Annotated in this window: 17 protein-coding genes; 1 reads left to right on the top strand and 16 read right to left on the bottom strand. The window is 53.9% G+C overall.

Annotation, left to right across the window (positions count from 1 at the left end; all coding sequences use genetic code 11):
* Positions 1 to 59: 59 nt before the first annotated feature.
* The 16 genes from secA to atpD form a co-directional block, all read right to left on the bottom strand.
* Entirely contained in the window at positions 60 to 3,392 is a 3,333-nt protein-coding gene (secA, locus tag BQ7483_RS06200) for a preprotein translocase subunit SecA (protein ID WP_022020839.1), read from the bottom strand.
* A 187-nt stretch (positions 3,393 to 3,579) separates the two neighbouring features.
* On the bottom strand, positions 3,580 to 5,148 hold the full coding sequence (locus BQ7483_RS06195; protein WP_072545247.1) for an alkaline phosphatase family protein: 1,569 nt from the start codon (positions 5,146 to 5,148) through the stop codon (positions 3,580 to 3,582).
* On the bottom strand, positions 5,145 to 6,386 hold the full coding sequence (gene lnb, locus BQ7483_RS06190) for a lipoprotein N-acyltransferase Lnb (RefSeq protein WP_072545458.1): 1,242 nt from the start codon (positions 6,384 to 6,386) through the stop codon (positions 5,145 to 5,147). Before lnb ends, BQ7483_RS06195 begins: the two co-directional genes overlap by 4 nt.
* A gap of 266 nt (positions 6,387 to 6,652) precedes the next feature.
* Positions 6,653 to 7,435, bottom strand: a complete 783-nt coding sequence (locus BQ7483_RS06185) for an N-acetylmuramoyl-L-alanine amidase-like domain-containing protein (protein WP_072545246.1) — start codon at positions 7,433 to 7,435, stop codon at positions 6,653 to 6,655.
* Positions 7,432 to 8,301 (bottom strand): alpha/beta hydrolase, encoded by an 870-nt coding sequence (locus BQ7483_RS06180; protein WP_072545245.1) that lies wholly within the window; start codon positions 8,299 to 8,301, stop codon positions 7,432 to 7,434. The genes BQ7483_RS06185 and BQ7483_RS06180 overlap by 4 nt, the downstream gene beginning before the upstream one ends.
* 15 nt (positions 8,302 to 8,316) lie before the next feature.
* Positions 8,317 to 10,308, bottom strand: a complete 1,992-nt coding sequence (locus tag BQ7483_RS06175; protein ID WP_072545244.1) for an OPT family oligopeptide transporter — start codon at positions 10,306 to 10,308, stop codon at positions 8,317 to 8,319.
* Between the two features lie 428 nt (positions 10,309 to 10,736).
* Complete coding sequence (locus BQ7483_RS06170) at positions 10,737 to 11,126, bottom strand: DUF1573 domain-containing protein (RefSeq protein WP_072545243.1); 390 nt, start codon at positions 11,124 to 11,126, stop codon at positions 10,737 to 10,739.
* 89 nt (positions 11,127 to 11,215) lie between these two features.
* A complete protein-coding gene (locus BQ7483_RS06165; RefSeq protein WP_072545242.1) occupies positions 11,216 to 12,109 on the bottom strand; it encodes a F0F1 ATP synthase subunit gamma in 894 nt (297 codons plus the stop codon).
* Positions 12,110 to 12,201: 92 nt separating this feature from the next.
* Positions 12,202 to 13,785: a F0F1 ATP synthase subunit alpha gene (gene atpA, locus BQ7483_RS06160; protein ID WP_139247574.1), complete on the bottom strand. Its 1,584-nt coding sequence runs from the start codon at positions 13,783 to 13,785 to the stop codon at positions 12,202 to 12,204.
* Positions 13,786 to 13,862: 77 nt separating this feature from the next.
* On the bottom strand, positions 13,863 to 14,423 hold the full coding sequence (locus BQ7483_RS06155) for a F0F1 ATP synthase subunit delta (protein ID WP_072545241.1): 561 nt from the start codon (positions 14,421 to 14,423) through the stop codon (positions 13,863 to 13,865).
* An 18-nt stretch (positions 14,424 to 14,441) separates the two neighbouring features.
* Positions 14,442 to 14,948 carry a F0F1 ATP synthase subunit B gene (gene atpF / locus BQ7483_RS06150; protein ID WP_072545457.1) on the bottom strand — a complete coding sequence of 169 codons (507 nt, stop codon included), beginning with the start codon at positions 14,946 to 14,948 and terminating at the stop codon, positions 14,442 to 14,444.
* A 93-nt stretch (positions 14,949 to 15,041) separates the two neighbouring features.
* Positions 15,042 to 15,299 carry an ATP synthase F0 subunit C gene (atpE, locus tag BQ7483_RS06145; protein WP_072545240.1) on the bottom strand — a complete coding sequence of 86 codons (258 nt, stop codon included), beginning with the start codon at positions 15,297 to 15,299 and terminating at the stop codon, positions 15,042 to 15,044.
* 22 nt (positions 15,300 to 15,321) lie between these two features.
* Positions 15,322 to 16,455 (bottom strand): F0F1 ATP synthase subunit A, encoded by a 1,134-nt coding sequence (atpB, locus tag BQ7483_RS06140; RefSeq protein WP_072545239.1) that lies wholly within the window; start codon positions 16,453 to 16,455, stop codon positions 15,322 to 15,324.
* Complete coding sequence (locus BQ7483_RS06135) at positions 16,452 to 16,859, bottom strand: hypothetical protein (protein ID WP_022020825.1); 408 nt, start codon at positions 16,857 to 16,859, stop codon at positions 16,452 to 16,454. The genes atpB and BQ7483_RS06135 overlap by 4 nt, the downstream gene beginning before the upstream one ends.
* Positions 16,860 to 16,910: 51 nt before the next feature.
* Positions 16,911 to 17,156 carry an ATP synthase F1 subunit epsilon gene (gene atpC / locus BQ7483_RS06130; protein ID WP_022020824.1) on the bottom strand — a complete coding sequence of 82 codons (246 nt, stop codon included), beginning with the start codon at positions 17,154 to 17,156 and terminating at the stop codon, positions 16,911 to 16,913.
* A 65-nt stretch (positions 17,157 to 17,221) separates the two neighbouring features.
* Complete coding sequence (gene atpD, locus BQ7483_RS06125) at positions 17,222 to 18,742, bottom strand: F0F1 ATP synthase subunit beta (protein ID WP_022020823.1); 1,521 nt, start codon at positions 18,740 to 18,742, stop codon at positions 17,222 to 17,224.
* A 344-nt stretch (positions 18,743 to 19,086) separates the two neighbouring features.
* Here atpD and BQ7483_RS06120 point away from each other — a divergent pair, with 344 nt between their 5' ends.
* A complete protein-coding gene (locus BQ7483_RS06120) occupies positions 19,087 to 20,223 on the top strand; it encodes an aldose epimerase family protein (protein ID WP_072545456.1) in 1,137 nt (378 codons plus the stop codon).
* The last annotated feature ends 16 nt before the right edge of the window (positions 20,224 to 20,239 follow it).

The raw sequence follows: 20,239 nt of genomic DNA, 5'->3' as shown, positions 1-20,239 counted from the left end.
CCCCGAACGGTTTTTAACCGTTCGAGGCTTTTGTTAAGTGGGAGTAACGTTACTTCCTTTTACAGATTTCTTCCGTGGCAGTTCTTGTATTTCTTGCCGCTGCCGCAGGGGCAGGGATCGTTGCGTCCTACTGTCTTTTCTGCGCGGATGGGTTCCCGTTTGGGCTGTTCGCGGGTATCTCTTGCGGCGGCAGCCTGCTGGTTCGGGTCGTTCAAGTCCACTTTCTGTTCACGGTATTTGCTCATGTCCTGACGTTGCTCGGGAGCGGCCTGGCGCACTTCTACGTTGCGCTGGGGCGCCTGCTGCTGGCTTTCGGCCGGAGCTTCCTGTACAGGTATCTGGCCGCGCATCAGAATGGAGATGGTCTGGTTGTTGATCTTGTCGACCATCGCATCGAACAGGTTGACAGATTCGAGCTTGTAGATCAGCAACGGGTCTTTCTGTTCGTAGCTGGCGTTCTGTACGGAGTGCTTCAGGTCGTCCAGCTCGCGGAGGTTCTCTTTCCAGGCCTCGTCGATGACATGCAGCAGGATGCTCTTCTCGAACGACTTCACCACTTCCTTGCATTCGCTTTCATAGGCGGCTTTCAGATTGCAGGAAATGTTGTACATGCGCTTGCCGTCAGTGATGGGAATCAGGATGTTCTCGTACATGTGTCCCTGGTTCTCGTATACCTGCTTGATGACCGGATAGGCAATCTGTGCCATGCGGTCGGTCTTGCGCTTGAAGAGCTCCATTGCGGCATCGAAAGCCTTGTCGGCCAGCTTTTCTTTTTTCTCTTCCTTGAATTCGTCTTCGGTGAACGGGGCTTCCATGGCCAGTGTCTGGAGCATGTCCATCTTGCAGTTCTCGTAGTCGGGAGCTTGTACGGCATTGACACAGCGGTCCCAAATCATGTTCACGATGTCCATGCCGATGCGTTCGCCCATCAAGGCGTGGCGGCGTTTGGTGTAGACCACGGTACGCTGCTTGTTCATCACGTCGTCGTATTCCAGCAAGCGTTTACGGATGCCGAAGTTGTTTTCTTCCACTTTCTTCTGGGCCCGTTCGATGGACTTGGAAATCATGCTGTGTTCAATCATTTCACCTTCCTTGAAGCCCAGCTTGTCCATCACGCTGGCAATGCGGTCGGACGAGAACAGACGCATCAGGTCGTCTTCCAGTGATACGAAGAACACGGATGAACCCGGGTCGCCCTGACGGCCGGCACGACCACGCAGCTGGCGGTCTACACGGCGGGACTCGTGACGCTCCGTACCGATGATGGCCAGACCGCCGGCAGCCTTTACTTCCGGACTTAGCTTGATATCGGTACCACGGCCGGCCATGTTGGTGGCGATGGTCACCGTACTGCTTTGACCGGCTTGTGCTACAATCTCGGCTTCCTTCTGGTGCAGCTTGGCGTTCAGCACGTTGTGGGGAATCTTGCGCATGGTCAGCATCTTGCTCAGCATTTCCGAGATTTCTACCGACGTCGTACCTACCAGTACGGGGCGTCCGGCACGGACCATGGCTTCGATTTCTTCGATAACAGCTTTGTATTTCTCACGTTTCGTCTTGTAGACGCGGTCGTTCATGTCCTTGCGGGCAATGGGGCGATTGGTCGGGATCACTACAACGTCCAGTTTGTAGATATCCCAGAATTCACCGGCTTCCGTTTCGGCCGTACCGGTCATACCGGCCAGCTTGTGGTACATACGGAAGTAGTTCTGCAAGGTGATGGTGGCGAATGTCTGTGTGGCGGCTTCCACCTTCACGCCTTCCTTGGCTTCGATGGCCTGGTGCAGACCGTCGGAGTAGCGGCGGCCTTCCATGATACGGCCCGTCTGCTCGTCCACAATCTTCACCTGTCCGTCTATCACGACGTATTCGTCGTCCTTCTCAAACATGGTATAGGCCTTCAGCAACTGGTTGATGGTATGTACGCGTTCCGACTTGATGGCATAGTTGGTGAGCAGGGCATCCTTCTTGGCCAGACGCTCTTCTTCGCTCAGGTCCTTTTCATTTTCCAGTTCGGAAAGCTGGGCGGTGATGTCGGGCAATACGAAGAGGGTGGGGTCGGCCGAGTTTCCGCTGATGAGGTCAACACCCTTGTCGGTGAGGTCGACGCTGTTCAGCTTCTCGTCGATGACGAAGTAGAGCGGATCGGTCACTTCGTGCATGCGCTTGTTGTTCTGCTCCATGTAGATTTCCTCTGTCTTCAGCATACCGGCCTTGACGCCCTGTTCGCTCAGGAACTTGATGAGCGGCTTGTTCTTGGGCAGAGCCTTGTGGCTGCGGTAGAGGGCCAGGAAACCTTCTTCCTGCTCCTTCTTGTCGTTGGAGGCGATGAGGCGCTTGGCGTCGGCCAGGTATTGGGTAGCCAGTCTCTTCTGGGCTTCCACCAGTCTTTCTACCAGCGGGCGGAGCTGTTCGAACAGCTGGTCGTCGCCTTTGGGCACCGGACCGGAGATGATCAACGGCGTACGGGCATCGTCAATCAGGACGGAGTCGACCTCGTCGACGATGGCGTAGTTGTGTTGGCGCTGCACGAGGTCTTTCGGACTGATGGCCATGTTGTCGCGCAGGTAATCGAAACCGAATTCGTTGTTGGTACCGAAGGTGATGTCGGCCAGGTAGGCACGGCGGCGGGCATCGGAGTTGGGCTGGTGTTTGTCGATGCAGTCCACGCTCAGGCCATGGAACATGTAGAGCGGTCCCATCCACTCGGAGTCACGCTTGGACAGGTAGTCGTTCACTGTCACTACATGTACGCCGTTACCGGTCAGGGCATTGAGGAATACGGGGAGGGTAGCCACGAGGGTTTTTCCTTCACCGGTTGCCATTTCGGCAATCTTACCCTTGTGCAGCACGACGCCGCCGAAGAGCTGTACGTCGTAGTGTACCATGTTCCAGGTAATTTCGTTACCACCCGCCATCCAGTGGTTCTTGTAGATGGCCTTGTCGCCCTCGATGCGGACAAAGTCCTTGGTGGCGGCCAGCTGGCGGTCGAAGTCGTTGGCCGTAACCACGATTTCTTCATTTTCCGTGAAACGGCGGGCTGTCGACTTGACGATGGCAAAGGCGGCGGGCAGCACTTCGTCGAGTGCTTTCTCGTAGATATCCAGTATCTCCTTTTCGATTTTGTCTATCTGGGCAAAGATTTCTTCGCGTTTCTCCAGTTCCGTGTTTTCCACGGTGGCCTTCAGTTCGTCTACTTTGGCACGCTGCTGGGCTGCGGAGTTGCGGATGTATGCCTTCAGTTCTTCTGTCTTGGCACGCAAGGCGTCGTTGTCCAGACTGTCGATTTCCGGATAAGCGGCTTTCACCTTGTCGACCCATGGTTGGATTTCCTTCATGTCGCGGGTGGATTTGTTGCCGAAAATCGAGCTTAAAAATTCATTGAATCCCATTTTATAATTGTTTTTATTATTATTAGCTGTTTGATTGATAGATAATTTTACCTCTGCAAAGGTAATCATTTCAACACAGAGGACACAGCGTTCTGCCGAGTTTTTTCCTTTATTCCGTTCTTTCTTGCAACAGACGGGAGCGGAAGACGGGAAAGACAGGGGCAGGCGAGGGCCTTGTCATGAAAAATCAGAGGTTGAGCGGAGAGGCTTTGCAACCGTTGGGGGCGCGGATGCGCATCACCTTGGTCAGGGTGGGGGCGATGCGGTCGGTGCTGACGGGTGTGCGGATGATTTCGGCCTTGATGCCGCCGCCCATCAGAATCAGTGGAGCAGGTGTTTCGGCGGAACGAACCACGCGGCTGTCCGCGCCGTTGTCCCGGACGATGGTCCACCCCGGCAGCACTTCTACGACCAGGTCGCCCGAACGTTTGCGGTGATAGCTGTTGCGGACGGGGTCGATCTGGGGAGACCAGGAGCCGAGCAGCAGCTGGTGGGACGTGTAGACTTTGTCCACGCCGCTGAACTGAACCAGGAAGGCTGCCGATTTTTCCAGTATATCCGTCAGGTCGAGCTGCTTGTCTTCCAGCAGTTTATGGTTGAGGTATATTTGTTGGTCGTAGTAGGCTTCCACGTACAGCCCTGCACCGTATGTGGCCATGAGGTACATGTTGAGCAGCGTGGCGCAGCGGTTCAGGTGGAATTCGCCTCCGGGGATGCGGTAGATGCCCGTATCGGCCGGTTCGGGGTCGGCATAGCCCGTCGAGGTGATGCAGACGATGGTGTTCTGCAGCCCCACCTGCTTGTCGATGAGCTCGAGCAGGGTGGCGATGCTACGGTCCAGCCGCGTGTAGGTGTCCTGCATCTCCATGGCACATTCGCGGGTGCTGCGGTGGTTGTAGTTGCCGGCATAGTAGGTCAGCGCCAGCAGGTCGGGTATGCCGTCGCGCCCGATGCCGCTCTTTTCCAGCAGCCTGGCGGCCAGCAGATTGACTTCGTCGTTGACGAAGGGACTGGCCGAGAGACGGTAGAACTTGTTCTCGCGCTCGGTCTCAAAGATGTATTTGAAGGGCTCCGTACGCCAGTCGGACAGGTATTTGTAGTCGGCTACCGGACGGAGGGGGGTCCAGACGATGTCCTTGATGCGGAAATCGACGGAGCAGGAATCGTTGTACTGGTTGAGCCACTCGGGGAACTCCTGATAATAGGTGGTGCTGCACCACTTCCCGTTCTTGTTGTTGAGCCAGAAGGCACCGTCGGCCGCATGGCCGGCACTCAGGATAGCCGCGTCGCGGTAGGGGGCGATGGCGTAGACCTTGGCGTTGTTGCGGGTGGCTATCTTCAGCTCGTCGGCCACGGTCGACGTGAGCAGTTGGGCGGGCGAGCTGCTTTGGTTGGTATAGTTGCCCATGTAGTTGGGGTCGTCCACACAGCTGCGCGGCGTCAGGGTGGACATGTCCATCCACTTGCCTGCGATGATGCCGTGGGTGGCGGGCGAACAACCTGTGAAGAGGGTGGCGGTGGCCGACGCGCGGTCGGGCTTGCTGAAAGGCATCTCGGCCTGGCAGAACACCTTGCCTTCGCGCATGAGGCGCTTGAAGCCCTTTTCTCCATACAACGACGAGAACGCCTCCAGGTAGTCGGTGCGCAGCTGGTCGATGTTCAGGGTGACGACCAGCTTGGGCGTAGCGGGCAGCGGCTGTGCCTGCATGCTGCCGAAGGTCAGCACCAGTATGGAGGTAATCAGTCCTTTCTTCATTTCTTCTGTTTCGTAGCTTGTTTATGTGACAATATCAGGTTGCCTGCCGAACGTTCTAGCAAACACAGTGCCAAAGGTAATACAGCTAAATTGATTTTCTGCGGAATGAGCGCCCAAAGCACTATAAAAAGTGTTAAAACGGCAAGATTTGCCATCATATAGCGGCTTTTTTCCTTTCGGATGACCTTTTTCAGCATCCATGGCAGGCAGAAAAGGTGTAGCGGATGAAGCACGAAGAGCAAGTAGTTGGGGCTCACGGCGGGGTGTTTCGACAGCAGGACCAGGAAGGCGAGGATGCATCCACCCAGGCCGGCCGCGAGGAAGAGGACGAGGTCGATGCCCCACAGACTTTTCCCTTGGCAGATGCCGTACCATGTGGCGGCAGCAACGGCGGCCAGGAGTATCAGGGCACAAGTCATCGGGCTGGGAAGCGGAAGTCCCGTTTCCTTGTCTTCGGGCGAGGCGGTGACCACCTGCTCCGTATGGCTCACCAGCGGGATGGCGCGGGTGCCGGTCGAATCGGCGAGCATGGCGGTGGCAAAGAAATCTTTCAGGTAGAAGGGAGCAAACATCATCTGACGGCGGCTGATGGGGCGGTCGGCCTCGCTGCCCAGGCAGAGGTCTATGCCGAACTGCGACCACGGATCCCCCTTGCAATATTGGTGGACAATGTCGCGGAAGCTGCGGCCGGTGTCGGTCGTCGTCATGTCATCGGCATAGTGGAGGCGGCCTTTCACGGTACGTTCCACCAGGTCGCGCGGACGGGTGGAGCAGTTGTCGTGGAAGAAGTTGTAGAGATAGACGCGGTTCTCCGGACGGTAGTTCTCTTCCAGCAGGGCTATCAGCCGGCGTTTTTCCTCGGAGCTGAGGTTCAGCGTCTGCTGCCATACGTCGCGGTTGGTCATCTGGTATTCTGCCAGAAAGTATTTGTAGTCCGTCGCTCCCAGCTGGTAATACGTTTCGCCCAGCGTGAAGCGCAGGACGAAGTTCGGTGTGTCGAAGCTGAAGAGGCCGTAGTTGAACACGGCATCAATGCCCCGCCGGCGATCTTCGTAGCGGAGAGCCGTGTGTCCGAAGAGGGAGTAGATTTCCGTTCCCGGCCCGCAGGTCAGCAGGCTGAGGCGGATGCCGTCGTCTTCGGGAGGTGTCGTCGTTTCGGCCGCCCGCAGGCGGGGGCAGGCCAGGGTGCACAGAAGAATTGTTATATATATAATATAGGTATATAGAGTCCGTTGCATTTTCTTGGTGGATTTGCGGCGCAAATTTAATTATAAATCAGCATTTATCAGCCGGTGGCATCAGAAAAAATGGGGAAATCCGTTGTCTTTGGACACAAGCGGGCGGCTTGTCTGAAGAATGGTGAGGGGAAAGTGGCAGTACTTTCAGCGGATTACTCCAGTACTTGCGTACGAGTACTGGAGTACTTCAATGGAAGTACCGGCGGTCTGCTACGGGCATCGGAACGGTGCGGCCGCAGGAAAGCGGCAGGCCGGTGGCAGGACGGTTACGGGCGGGGACTTTGTTTCAGGCGCAATACCCGTACGCCCGTCCAGCTGTCGTTCTGGCGGAACATCTGGGCAAAGGAACCTTTGGACAAGGTCACCTGCTTGTAACTGGACGAGGCATGCAGCAGTTTCAGCTGGCCGTCGCGGTGGCAGGCAAAGCCGAGATGAACTACGTCCAGCCCGGCGATGCGGGTCGTGATGCAGAAGATGTCGCCGTCCTTGATCCAGTCGGGGCCTTCGTCGGTGATTTTGTCTTTGGGCAGGTAGTGGAAGGAGCGGCCGGAGAGCCGGGCCTCTATGTCCTGCATCTTTCTTACGTTTTCGGGCGAGGACTTCAGGTGGCGGTAGGCATCGGGATGCGTGGACATGAACGAGAGCTGCAGCGTCAGGATGTCCGGGCTGCAGGCCGCCGTCACGTCCTCGATGAATCCGTTCTTCACTCCGCTTTCCACCCATTCGGCGATGTAGTGCAGGCGCGAGGTATAGCCGTCGATGCGTCCGTCGCGGTAGCGGATGCGGGTCAGATAGTCTTTCATGTCCCCGCCTCGGGTGGCGGCCAGTGACTGGGCCAGCACGTATTCCACAAACGTGGTGCAGTCCACCTCATCGAGGTTGACGACCAGTTGCTCTTCATCGTTCACCTCCAGGGTATGGGCCACATAAGGCTTGCCCAGATAGGTGAGGGCGGTGTTCAGTACAAGCTGGCCGCCGGACTCCTGGCCGGCGGCTATCAGCGACAGGGAAGCTGCCGCGAGCAGCAGCATGCAGACGGATGATTTCATTTTCGGTCAATTTTAAGTTCTTCACGCAGCCATTTCTCCAGTTCGCCGGTCCATTGGCGCTTGTAGGCGAACGAGTCCTTGAAGCCCCAGCCGTGGCCTCCTGAAGGATAAATGTGTAGGGTGGCCGGTACGTGGTGTTGCAGCAGCGCTTCGAGGTAGTGGATGCTATTGGCTGGCGGCACGGAGCCGTCGTCGGCCGAGAGCATGATGAAGGCGGGGGGAGTCTGGGCGTTTACCTGCTTCTCCAGTGTGTAGCGGTCTTTCAGTTCCTGCGAGGGATGGTCGCCCAAAAGGCTTAGGCCTGAGCTGCCGTGAATAAAATCTAACTCCATGGAAATGACGGGGTAGAACAGAATTTGGAAGTCGGGACGCGTTTCGTCACTGCTGTAGAGCGTGGCGAGCGAGGCGGCCAGGTGTCCTCCGGCCGAGGCTCCCATAATGCCGATACGGTCCGGACGGACGCCCCATTCTGCGGCATTCTGGCGTACGAGGCGGATGGCCTGTTCGGCATCGCTCAGCGGCACTTCATGGTGGCCGTTGGGCATGCGGTACTTCAGTACGACGTAGGTGATGCCTTGCGTGTTGAGCCAGGCGGCCATGTCGTGGCCTTCGTGGTTCATGGCCAGGCGGGCATAGCCGCCTCCGGGACACATGATGATGGCCATGCCGTTGGGGCAGGCAGGCCGGTAGACGGTGATGGAGGGGGCGACTACATTGGCCACCCGTCCTCCTTCCAACAATTCTTCTGGTCCGGTCAGGCCGTTGCTGTTGGGAGCTCCGGCCGGCCAGAGCGGCAGTTCAAGGGTAGTTTGTGCAGATAACATGGTTGTTACAGACAATAAAACGGATAAGATGAAAGTTCTCATGGTATGTGCGGAATGTTATTTGATTTTCATGGATGCTTTGATGAAGTAGAATATCAGGATGGCATAGGCAACCAGTGCCACAATTTGTGACCACGTGTTGGCAATCCAGGCATCGTTGACCAGATTGATGCCTCCGAAACGCATGCCGGCACTGACCACACCCATCAACGCACCGCCGGCGATGAAGCCGGAAGCCAGCAGGGTACCCTTCTCACCGCGTTCGGTGTTGACCTTGGCGTCCTTGCTGCGGGTTGTCACATACCAGTTGATGGCACCGCCCACCAGCAGCGGAATGTTCAGTTCGAGCGGGATGAACATACCCAGGGCAAAGGCCAGGGCAGGCACCTTGAGCAGCGTGAGCACGATGGCCAGCACGGCGCCGATGCCGTAGAGCAACCAAGGAGCGGCTACACCGTTCATCAGCGGCTCGATGACAGCTGCCATGGCGTTGGCCTGCGGGGCGGCCAGCTGTCCGCTGGTGAAGCCGTAGGTCTTGTTCAGGATAATCATCACGCCGCCTACCGTGGCTGCCGAGACGATGGTGCCCAGGAACTTCCACGCTTCCTGCTTGACGGGAGTCGTGCCCAGCCAGTAGCCTATCTTCAGGTCGGTGATGAAGCCTCCTGCCATGGACAGGGCCGTGCAGACTACGCCGCCCATGACCAGTGCCGCTACCATGCCGCCCGGGCCTTTCAAGCCGACGGCCACCATGACTACCGAAGCCAGGATGAGTGTCATCAGCGTCATGCCCGACACGGGGTTGGTGCCCACGATGGCAATGGCGTTGGCCGCTACGGTGGTGAAGAGGAAGGCGATGCCTGCCACGAGCAGGATGGCTACGACGGTGTGCATCAGGTTGCCCTGCATCACGTCGAAGTAGAAGAAGAGGAACACCAGTACCAGTGTGATGAGGGAGCCGATGGCGATGAACTTCATCGAGAGATCGCGCTGGGTGCGGATGACGTTGGCCTCGGCCTTCGACTTGCCGCCCATTTCCTTAGCAGCCAGCCCCACGGCGCTCTTGATGATGCCCCAGGACTTGATGATGCCGATGATGCCCGCCATGGCAATGCCGCCGATGCCGATGCTCTTGGCGTAGTAGGTGAATATCTGTTCGGGCGACATCTGGCCGACGGTCTGGGTGATTTCAGGATTCCACTGGTTCAGCACGGCGTCGCCCCAGAAGATGGACATGCCGGGGATGATGATCCACCACACGGCCAGCGAGCCGAAGCAGATGATGGCGGCGTACTTTAGGCCGACAATGTAGCCCAAGCCCAGCACGGCCGCACCGACGTTCACCTTGAACACCAGCTTGGTCTTTTCGGCCAGCATCTCGCCCCACGAGCAGAAGCGGGTGGTGAAGTTCTCGTTCCACCAGCCGAAGGTGGCCACGATGAAGTCGTACAGACCGCCTATCAGGCCGGCTGCCAGCAGCGGCTTGGCCTGGCTGCCGCCCTTCTCGCCCGACACGAGCACCTGTGTGGTGGCCGTCGCTTCGGGGAAGGGGTACTTGCCGTGCATGTCGCTGACGAAGTATTTGCGGAAGGGAATGAGGAACAGGATGCCCAGCACACCACCCAGCAGGGAGCTGATGAATACCTGCGCGAAGGTGACGGTCACTTCCTCGGGATAGCTTTCCTGCAGGATGTAGAGGGCGGGCAGGGTGAAGATGGCGCCGGCCACGATGACGCCCGAACTGGCGCCGATGGACTGGATGATGACGTTCTCGCCCAGGGCCTGCTTGCGCTTGGCGGCACTCGACACGCCGACGGCGATGATGGCGATGGGGATGGCGGCTTCGAATACCTGGCCCACCTTCAGTCCCAGATAGGCGGCGGCAGCCGAGAAGAGGATGGCCATGCAGATGCCCCACGACACCGACCATACGTTTACTTCGGGATAGTTCTTGCCCGGACTCATCAGCGGGTTGTACGTTTCGCCCGGCTTCAGTTCGCGGAATGCGTTCTCCGGCAGACCGGTCACTTGTTCTTCTTCCTGTTTCATAGCAGAATGTTTGATATTGTTTTTAGAATAAAATGATTTCTTTCGCTATATTCCTTGTTTTGAAGGCCAAAGAAAGCAAAAAAAAGGGAGGTGTCAAAATAATCCATGTGATAAATGCGTGCAGGATATCCAGCCGGGCGAGTGTTGATGTTTCTTGGGACTGGATTTCGGGGGAGGGATGGAGTGTCTTCAGAGGTTGGCAGGAGTTCGCAGTGCTTTGTGGCTTCCTGACACGGTGCTTCGTGAGGGTGCGACACAGTGCTTCGTCAGGGTGTCACGAAGCACTTCCTGAGGGGGTGATGAAGCACTGTATGAGAACCTCACGAAGTGCTTCGTTATGGAGCCATCGTTCGGTGCGGTCTAAAAAGAAAGAGGATGCCATCGGTGGGATGGCATCCTCTTCTATTCTTTTTTGTCCGTATTTGCCGTTATTTTTCTTCCTTTGCGGTCATGTCTCCTTCGATGAACAGGCGCATCAGCTCCGTCTTGGCATTGGTACGCAGCGTGATGGACTTCTTGAAGTGACCGGGATATTTGCCGGTACCGTTATAAGTCACTTTGATGGTGCCTGTCTTGCCCGGGAGTACCGGCTCCTGCGTGTATTCGGGAACGGTGCAGCCGCAGGAAGCGACAGCCTGATGGATGACCAGCGGTGCGTCGCCGATGTTGGTGAACGTGAAGACACAGCTGACTACCGGCGATTCTTCGGAGAAGGTACCGACATCAGCCGTGGTCTTGTCGAACTTGATTTCGGCCTGTGCCATGGCATAGCCCATGCCCAGCACGGCAAACAGCATATACAAAAATACTCTCTTCATGTTTTCTACACTTTTTCAGTTGTTCTACGGCGGCAAAGATAAGCTATTTTCCTGTAAAAGGTCTGTCTTTCTGCCTATTTAGTATTTTTTTACCTCAAGCTGCCGCCGATGATGTCGAGCAGCTCGTTGGTGATGGCCTGCTGTCGGGTCTTGTTGTATTGCAGGGTCAGGTCCTGAATCAGTTCGTTAGCATTGTCCGTTGCAGCCTGCATGGCCAGCATGCGGGCGGCATGTTCCGAAGCGTTGGAGTCCTCCAGTACCGTGAAAATCTTCTGGCAAAGGACTTTGGGGAGCAGTTCGGCTATCAGTTCGCCCACCGACGGCTCTACGATGTAGTCGTTGTTGTACGCGGCCATGTCCTTCTTGTCGGGGTGCATGGCTACCTGCATGGCCATCTGTCCCAGGTCGAGGGGAAGATAGTTCTCCTTCAGCAGCACCTGCGAGCCCATGGACTTGAAGTGGTGGTAAATCAGGACAACGCGGTCTACAGCCTTTTCGGCATACAGGGCCATCAACTGTTCAGCCAGTTGGTAGGCTTCGGTATAGGCCGGCTTGTCAGCCATGGCCTGATAGCTGCCTTGGGGGGTGTATCCGAGTTTCTTGACGGCTTCTTCCACCTTCTTGCCTACCGGGTAGAGGAGGATGTTTTCCTTGCCAAGCGAGCTGTATTCTTCCAGCGTGCGTTCGAGCATCTTCACCACGTTCGAGTTGAAGGCGCCGCACAGCGAACTGTTGGACGAGAACACGGCGATGGCAACCCTGGCTACGGGACGCGTTTCCGTGTAGGGTGATTCCACCGTCACGTCGGTACCCAGGAAATTCGTCAGGATTTCGTTCAGTTTCTGCTGGTAGGGATACATGTTTTCAATCTGTCCCTGTGCCTTGTGAAGCTTGGCGGATGCCACCATCTTCATGGCCGAAGTAATCTGACGGGTACTCTTTACGGAATTGATTCTGTTTTTTACCTCTTTGAGTGAAGCCATTTCTGATTGGATTATGATGGATGTGATTCAGATTTCAGGCGGAGTGTACAGGGCCGCGAGGCCTTGTACACCTGCCTCTCAAAATCCTTGGTTTATGCAAACTGTTTGGAGACCATTTCGGCCGTCTCTTCCAGCTTCTTGCACACGCCGTCGTCGATGACACCCTTCTTCAGGACATCGAGAACATCTTCCTGATGATTTCTTTCGAGCGCATCGAGGAAGCTGCTTTCAAACTCGCTGACCTTGGCCAGCGGAACGTTTTTCAGCAGTCCGTGTGTACCGCAATAGAGGATGGCCACCTGCTTCTCTACCGGCATGGGGCAGTATTGCGGCTGGACGAGCAGACGGGTATTCTTCTGTCCCTTGTCGATGGTGAGGGCAGTAACGGGGTCCATGTCGCCACTGAACTTGGAGAAGGCTTCCAGTTCGCGGTACTGGGCCTGGTCTATCTTCAGCGTACCGGCCACCTTCTTCATGGCCTTGATCTGGGCGTTGCCACCTACACGGCTCACGGAGATACCTACGTCGATAGCCGGACGGTTGCCCTGGTTGAAGAGGTTGCTGTCGAGGAATATCTGTCCGTCGGTGATGGAGATGACGTTGGTCGGAATGTAGGCCGATACATCACCTGCCTGTGTCTCGATGATGGGCAGGGCCGTCAGCGAACCGCCTCCCTTGACTTTGCCTTTCAGGCTGTCGGGCAGGTCGTTCATCTGGGCGGCCACTTCGGGCTGGTTGATAATCTTGGCGGCACGTTCCAGCAGACGGGAGTGCAGGTAGAAGATATCACCCGGATAGGCCTCACGTCCCGAAGGACGGCGCAGAATCAGGGAAACTTCACGATAGGCCACGGCCTGCTTGGACAAGTCGTCGTAAACTACCAGGGCATGACGGCCGGTGTCGCGGAAATATTCGCCGATGGCCGCACCGGCAAACGGGGCGTAGTATTGCAGGGCGGCGGGATCGCCGGCAGTGGCGGCTACCACGATGGTATAGTCCATGGCACCATGCTGGCGCAGGGTGTTGACAATCGTGGCAACGGTAGAACCCTTCTGGCCGATGGCCACGTAGATGCAATATACGGGATCGCCTGCTTCGTAGTTGGCACGTTGGTTGATGATGGTATCGATGGCAATGGCCGTCTTTCCGGTCTGGCGGTCGCCGATGATCAGCTCACGCTGTCCGCGGCCGATGGGAATCATGGCGTCTACCGCTTTCAGTCCCGTTTGCAGAGGCTGGTTCACCGGCTGGCGGAAGATAACGCCCGGGGCCTTGCGCTCCAGGGGCATTTCGCAAAGCTCGCCTCCAATCAATCCCTTGCCGTCGAGGGGAACACCCAGCGGGTCGATGACACGTCCCAGCATACCTTCGCCTACCATGATGGAAGCGATTCGCTTGGTACGCTTCACGGTGAACCCTTCCTTGATTTTGTCGGTAGGTCCCAGCAGCACGGCACCTACATTGTCTTCTTCCAGGTTCATCACAATGGCTTTGATGCCGTTGTCAAACTCGAGCAGCTCGTTGGCTTCGGCATTGCGCAGTCCGTAGATACGGGCCACACCGTCGCTTACCTGAAGCACCGTACCGATTTCGTCCAGCTGGACGCGGGTATCGATGCCTTCGAGCTGTTTGCGCAAGACGTCGGAAACTTCGCTTACTTTTATATTTTCAGACAACATTGTTTTGCTATTTTACAAATTACTTACTTACAAACTTTCATGAATCAGTCGGTCTGTGTCAGAGTAGGGGAGGACTATACAATCCTGCGGTTCTTGTCGACAAACTGCTGCTTCACTTTTTTGAACTGGGTGGCTATACTGGCATCCAGCCGATAATCATTGATATCGAAGATAAATCCGCCTTCGATTTCGGGATTGACTTCCGTCTGCAGTTCCATGCGGGCATGCAACAGCGAGGAGGCGGTTTGGCGGATACGTTCCTCCACTTCCTGACTGACCGGAATGGCGGTTGTCAGTTTGGCGGTTCCGATATGCTTCTTCCTGCGGTATAATGTCTGGAAAGACAAACTGATGTATTGAAGCAGACCTTCGCGTCTGTTTTTCTGGATCAGTGCAATACAACGGTTGAACTCCTCGCTTGTCGGCTGATTGCCGGCTGCTGCCGTACATATCAGTGCGAATTTGTCCTTGGCCGAGAGAATGGGGTTCAGCAACGCTTCGCGCAGTTCGGGATGCTTCTCGAAACTATGTGCCAGTGTACTGAATTCTCTGTACAATACATCCTCCTTGCCACTGTTGTAGGCATAGTCGATCAAGGCTTTTGCATACCGCATTGAAACAATTCCTATATCCATCTTTTTCTTATTATCTCGTTAGTTCTTTTTGGGCGCAGCCAGCATTTCGTCGAGCATGCGGTCTATCATGCTCATCTGTTCCTGCTTTTCGTCCAAATTCTTTCGAAGCACTTTCTCGGCGATATTCACCGAAAGGACAGCTACCTGGCGACGGATGTCACGGATGGCTTCTGCCTTCTCCTGTTGGATCTGCATGCGAACTTCGTCCAGCTCTTTTTGTGCTGCCATTTCGGCCTGCTTGCGTGCGTCAGCGATAATCTTGTCACGTTCCTGCATCGCCTCCCGCAGGATGCGTCCCTGCTCCTTGTTAGCCGAAGCCACCAGTGCGTCGCTCTCCTCTTTCAGGCGGGCAAGCTGGGCGTTGGCCTCTTGGGCCACCTTCATCGACTGGTCAATATAGGCTTTTCGTTCTTCCACCATGCGGGTGATGACGGGAAAACCGTATTTGGCCAGAATGACGAAGACAATGCCGAAGGACAGGACCATCCAGAACAGCAGACCACTGTCGGGTAATAACAATGACATACATTCAATGTTTTTGTCAAACTGCAAGTACAGGCCGTTTTCCGTTGCAATGGAACTCGGCCATAACTTGCCGTTTGAAGGTTGTACAATCTATTAGATGAGGAATACCAGCAGACATACAACGACTGCCAGCAGGGCGACACCCTCGATCAAGGCTGCAGCGATAATCATGTTCATACGGATGTCTCCGGATGCTTCCGGCTGGCGGGCAATGGCCTCCATAGCCGAACCACCGATTTTACCGATACCTAAACCAGCACCAATCACAGCGAGACCGGCACCCAGTGCAGCTCCCAGTTTTGTAACTCCAATACCTGCCGTAGCAGCTTGTAATAATACAGATAGTAACATAACTTTCTAAAATTTTAAAGGGTTATTTTATTAATTGTTTTTCTTCTACGTTTGTTTCTTCTTTGTGTGTATGCTCTTCCTGGGCCAGTCCGATGAATACGGCCGACAGCATGGTAAATACGTAGGCCTGGATAAAGGCTACCAGCAGTTCGAGGGCATTCATGAACAGGTTGAACACAACCGATGCGAAAGTCAGTGTGCCGTTCAGGGCCGGTCCCATGCTGGCGGAGATGAAAATCAGTCCTGTCAGTACGAGCATGGCTACGTGTCCTGCCAGCATATTGGCAAACAGACGGATCATCAGGGCAAACGGCTTGGTGAAGATGCCGAAGAACTCGATGAACGGCATCATCGGTACCGGCACTTTCAGCCACCAGGGAACGTCGGGCCAGAAGATGTCTTTCCAATACGTCTTGGTGCCGAACAGGTTGACTGCCAGAAATGTGCAGACGGCCAGTACCATGGTGATGGCAATGTTTCCCGTAACGTTGGCACCACCGGGGAAGAAGGGCACCAGGCCCATCAGGTTGTTGATGAAGATAAAGAAGAAAGCTGTCAGCAGGTAGGGAGCAAACTTTTTGTATTTGGGGCCTACACAGCTTTTGATGATATCGTCATTGACCATCATGATGAGCATTTCCATCAGTCCGACAAAGCCTCCGGGTGCCGCGCTGTCTTTCGGATGTCTTTTGTACCACCGGGCCACACACAGGATAATGACTGTCAGCAGGACACTGTTCATCAGCAGAGCCAGGGTCACTTTGGTAATCGAGATGTCGAACGGTCGAATTTCATTGCCTGCCGCATCGTGCTCTACCAGTTTGCCTTCGTAGGGACTGCCGGCAGGAGCGATGGAAAGTCCTTCGTAGCTGCCGCCGTTCTCTTCCAGACGTGCAGACGAGAATACATGCCACCCTGTCGTATGGCTGTATACGATAATCGGCAGAGGGATGGTGAGGTGTGTGTCGCCCCACGAAGTGATGTGCCATTCGTATGAGTCACCAATGTGTCCGAATACGATTTCCTTGATGTCGACTTTCTCTTCAGCCGGTTGTCCGGTCGATGGCTCTTCGGCCGACGAAGCGGAAAGGGGACATAGGAGCAGAAGCACTGCCATGACGCACCATCCGGTCCATATTTTACGTAATCGTTTCATTTTTGTTTCTCTTTTTGTGACTTCTTGTTCACTTCAAAGGTGAAGAAGAACCAGGAGTCATACGTTAGATATATCAGATAATTGGCAATGAATGTCAGCAGGAAGGATTGGGCCTCGTTGCGGACAATCACGCAATAAAGTACCATCAGAATAAAAGAAGCGAGCATTCGCATGACGCGGAGCAACAAATACGTCTGCAACAGCTTTCCCGGCATTTTCCTCCGGCTCCATTCTACAATGTTGATCATCAGCCAACCGAACAGAAAAAAGAAGGAAGGTATCAGCGGATAACCGTCAAAATAGTGGTGTGGATTGGTCTTGAAATAGATCCATCCTCCCACACCTCCCAGCAAAATGGTCAGTATCGCTGTTTGTATCAGGTAGTTGCGCTTGGTCTTGCTCACGTCATTATCCGTTTTTTGATGTTCCTTATATAATAATGTAATGCTGCTTTATCAGTTGATGCAGACAGACACATTGTTGTCATTCATTTCAATGAATCCGCCTTTTATCTCTTGCTCCTGCGCTGCACCTTCGGTCGTGACGTACGAGAGTTTGCCTCGTGTCAAGGAGGAAACGATGGGAGCATGTTGTGGCAGAATGGTAAAGGAACCCATGACTCCCGGCAAAGTGACTTGCTTCACTTCACCTTCGAAGAGTTTCTTTTCCGGCGATACGATAGTCAACTGTAAATTCTTCATTGCACTTCTCATTTGATATTTGGTTCATTGCCGGCAGAAGTAAGCGATTTCTGTCGGACAATGTGTTATTGTTTGGCTTGCTCCAGCAGCTTTTTGCCTTTTTCGATGGCTTCCTCGATGGTTCCCACATTCAGGAAGGCCGGTTCGGGCAGATAGTCCACTTCGCCGTCCAGAATCATGCGGAATCCTTTGATGGTATCTTCGATATTCACCATCGTGCCCGGTACGCCGGTAAACTGTTCAGCGACCGCAAACGGCTGTGACAGGAAACGCTGGACACGACGTGCACGGTTTACCAACGTACGGTCTTCGTCCGACAGTTCCTCCATACCCAGAATGGATATGATATCCTGCAGTTCCTTGTTGCGTTGCAGAATCTGTTTGACACGTTGGGCTGTCTGATAATGCTCTTCACCGACAATATGCGGATCCAAGATACGTGAAGTGGATTCCAACGGGTCAACAGCCGGATAGATACCCAGCTCGGTAATCTTACGGCTCAGTACGGTTGTGGCGTCCAGGTGGGTGAAGGTCGTGGCCGGTGCAGGGTCGGTCAAGTCGTCGGCCGGTACGTATACAGCCTGTACGGAAGTAATGGAGCCGTTGCGGGTAGATGTGATTCGTTCCTGCATGGCACCCATTTCTGTTGCCAGTGTCGGTTGGTAACCTACAGCCGAAGGCATGCGTCCCAGCAGGGCCGATACCTCTGAACCAGCTTGGGTGAAACGGAAGATGTTATCGATGAAGAACAGAATATCGCGAGGTCCGTCTGTCTCCGAACCCATGTCGCGGAACGATTCTGCCACCGTCAGACCCGACAGAGCAACCGACTGACGTGCTCCAGGGGGTTCGTTCATCTGTCCGAATATCAGGGATACTTGTGATTTAGCCACTTCGTTATAATCTACCTTGGAGAGATCCCAGTGGCCTTCTTCCATACTTTTCTTGAATTCTTCGCCATAACGGATGACACCCGATTCAATCATCTCTCTCAGCAAGTCGTTACCTTCACGGGTTCGTTCACCTACACCGGCAAAAACGGAAAAACCGTGCTGCTTCTTGGCAATGTTGTTGATGAGTTCCTGAATAAGTACCGTCTTTCCCACACCGGCACCACCGAACAGACCGATTTTACCACCTTTGCTATAAGGCTCCAGCAAATCAATCACTTTGATGCCCGTGTAGAGCACTTCTTGTGTCGTGGTCAAATCTTCGAATTTTGGGGGCTCGCGGTGAATGGGATAGGCACCGGTACGGTCCAATTCGCGCATACCGTCAATGGAGTCGCCTACTACGTTCATCAGACGGCCTTTGATCTGGTCGCCTACAGGCATCGTGATAGGGCCGCCCAAGGGGTATACTTTCATTCCTCTCTGCAGACCATCGGTGCTGTCCATGGCTACCGTACGGACGGTGTTTTCACCAATATGCTGCTGCACTTCCACAATCAGGCGTTTGCCGTTGTGTCTTCTTATCTCGAGGGCGTCGTGGATGGCTGGAAGAACGGTCTCGGCTTCCGTACCTTCGAAATAAACGTCAACCACAGGTCCAATGACCTGGGAAATATGTCCGACAATTTGTGACATAAGCTTATTATTTTCTTCTAATTAGTAAATTTCCGCTTTTATTTGTGCAAGGGTTGGGAAAAACTTGTACATACGGGCCGTCTCTCTCTCTGCTTGCCATGCAAAATTAAAAACATTTCGGCATGAAATGTGTTTTTCAGCACTTTTTTTAAATTGATTATACTATTTTGATTGTTAAAACGTACTTTTGGAACAATATGTTTTAACTCCGGCAAGGTACATTAACATTCGTTGCATGCACTTTTTTACTAATCATGTTATCAAACATATTATCAGATGGTTTGTAAATGAAAATAGAGTGTTACTTTTACACTCAAAATAAAATGAACTTAAACTTCGTTATCATGAAAAAGCATTTTCTGTATGCTGGAGCATTGTTGATGATGCTATTAGCTTCTTGTGTGTCGCAAGTGGAAACGACACAGTCCGGTTTGAATCCGGAGAATTTTCGGACGAAAGTCGGAGATGCACAAACTGATTTGTATGTGCTGAAGAACCAACTAGGAATGGAAGTCTGTATCACAAATTTCGGAGGGCGTATTGTTTCCATGATGGTTCCGGACAAGAATGGGGAAATGAGAGACGTCGTGCTGGGTTTTGACAGTATTGCCGATTACATTCATATTCCCAGTGATTTCGGGGCTGCTATTGGTCGTTATGCCAACCGTATCGACCACGGCCGTCTGGTGCTTGACGGTGATACCATCCAATTGCCTCAAAACAATTTCGGCCATTGCCTGCACGGAGGGCCGAAGGGATGGCAGTATCAAGTATATGACGCTAAGCAGATTGATGGATCGACGCTCGAACTGACCCGTTTCTCTCCGGATGGAGATGAAAATTTCCCAGGTAATGTAACGGCCAAGGTCATTTATAAATTGACAGACGACAATGCCCTTAACATTAAATGTACTGCCACGACCGACAAGAAGACAGTCATCAATATGACGAACCATTCATATTTTAATTTGTCGGGTAATCCTGCCAAAGCAGCTACTGACCACATCTTATATATTAATGCTGACTATTATACGCCGGTAGACAGCACGTTTATGACGACGGGTGAAATTCTTCCGGTAAAAGATACCCCGATGGATTTCACTACCCCGAAAGTGATAGGTCAGGATATCGACGACTATGATTTCGTTCAGCTGAAAAACGGTAACGGATATGACCACAACTGGGTGCTGAATACACAAGGGGACATGACACAATTGGCTGCCCGTCTGACTTCACCAGAAACAGGCATCACGTTGGATGTGTATACCAATGAGCCAGGTATTCAGGTTTATACTGGTAATTTCCTTGACGGGACAGTGAAGGGAAAGAAGGGCATCGTGTATAACCAACGTGCTTCTGTATGTTTGGAAACACAGCATTATCCCGACAGCCCTAACAAACCGGATTGGCCGTCTGTAGTTCTGGAACCGGGACAAACTTATAACAGTGAATGTGTCTTTAAGTTTTCTGTAGAAGAATAACCTTGAATAGAGTACT

It is taken from the genome of Mediterranea massiliensis, from assembly GCF_900128475.1.
Lineage (GTDB): Bacteria > Bacteroidota > Bacteroidia > Bacteroidales > Bacteroidaceae > Bacteroides > Bacteroides massiliensis_E.
Note: the sequence above shows the minus strand (reverse complement) of the source record. Positions and strands in the feature narration are given on the sequence as shown.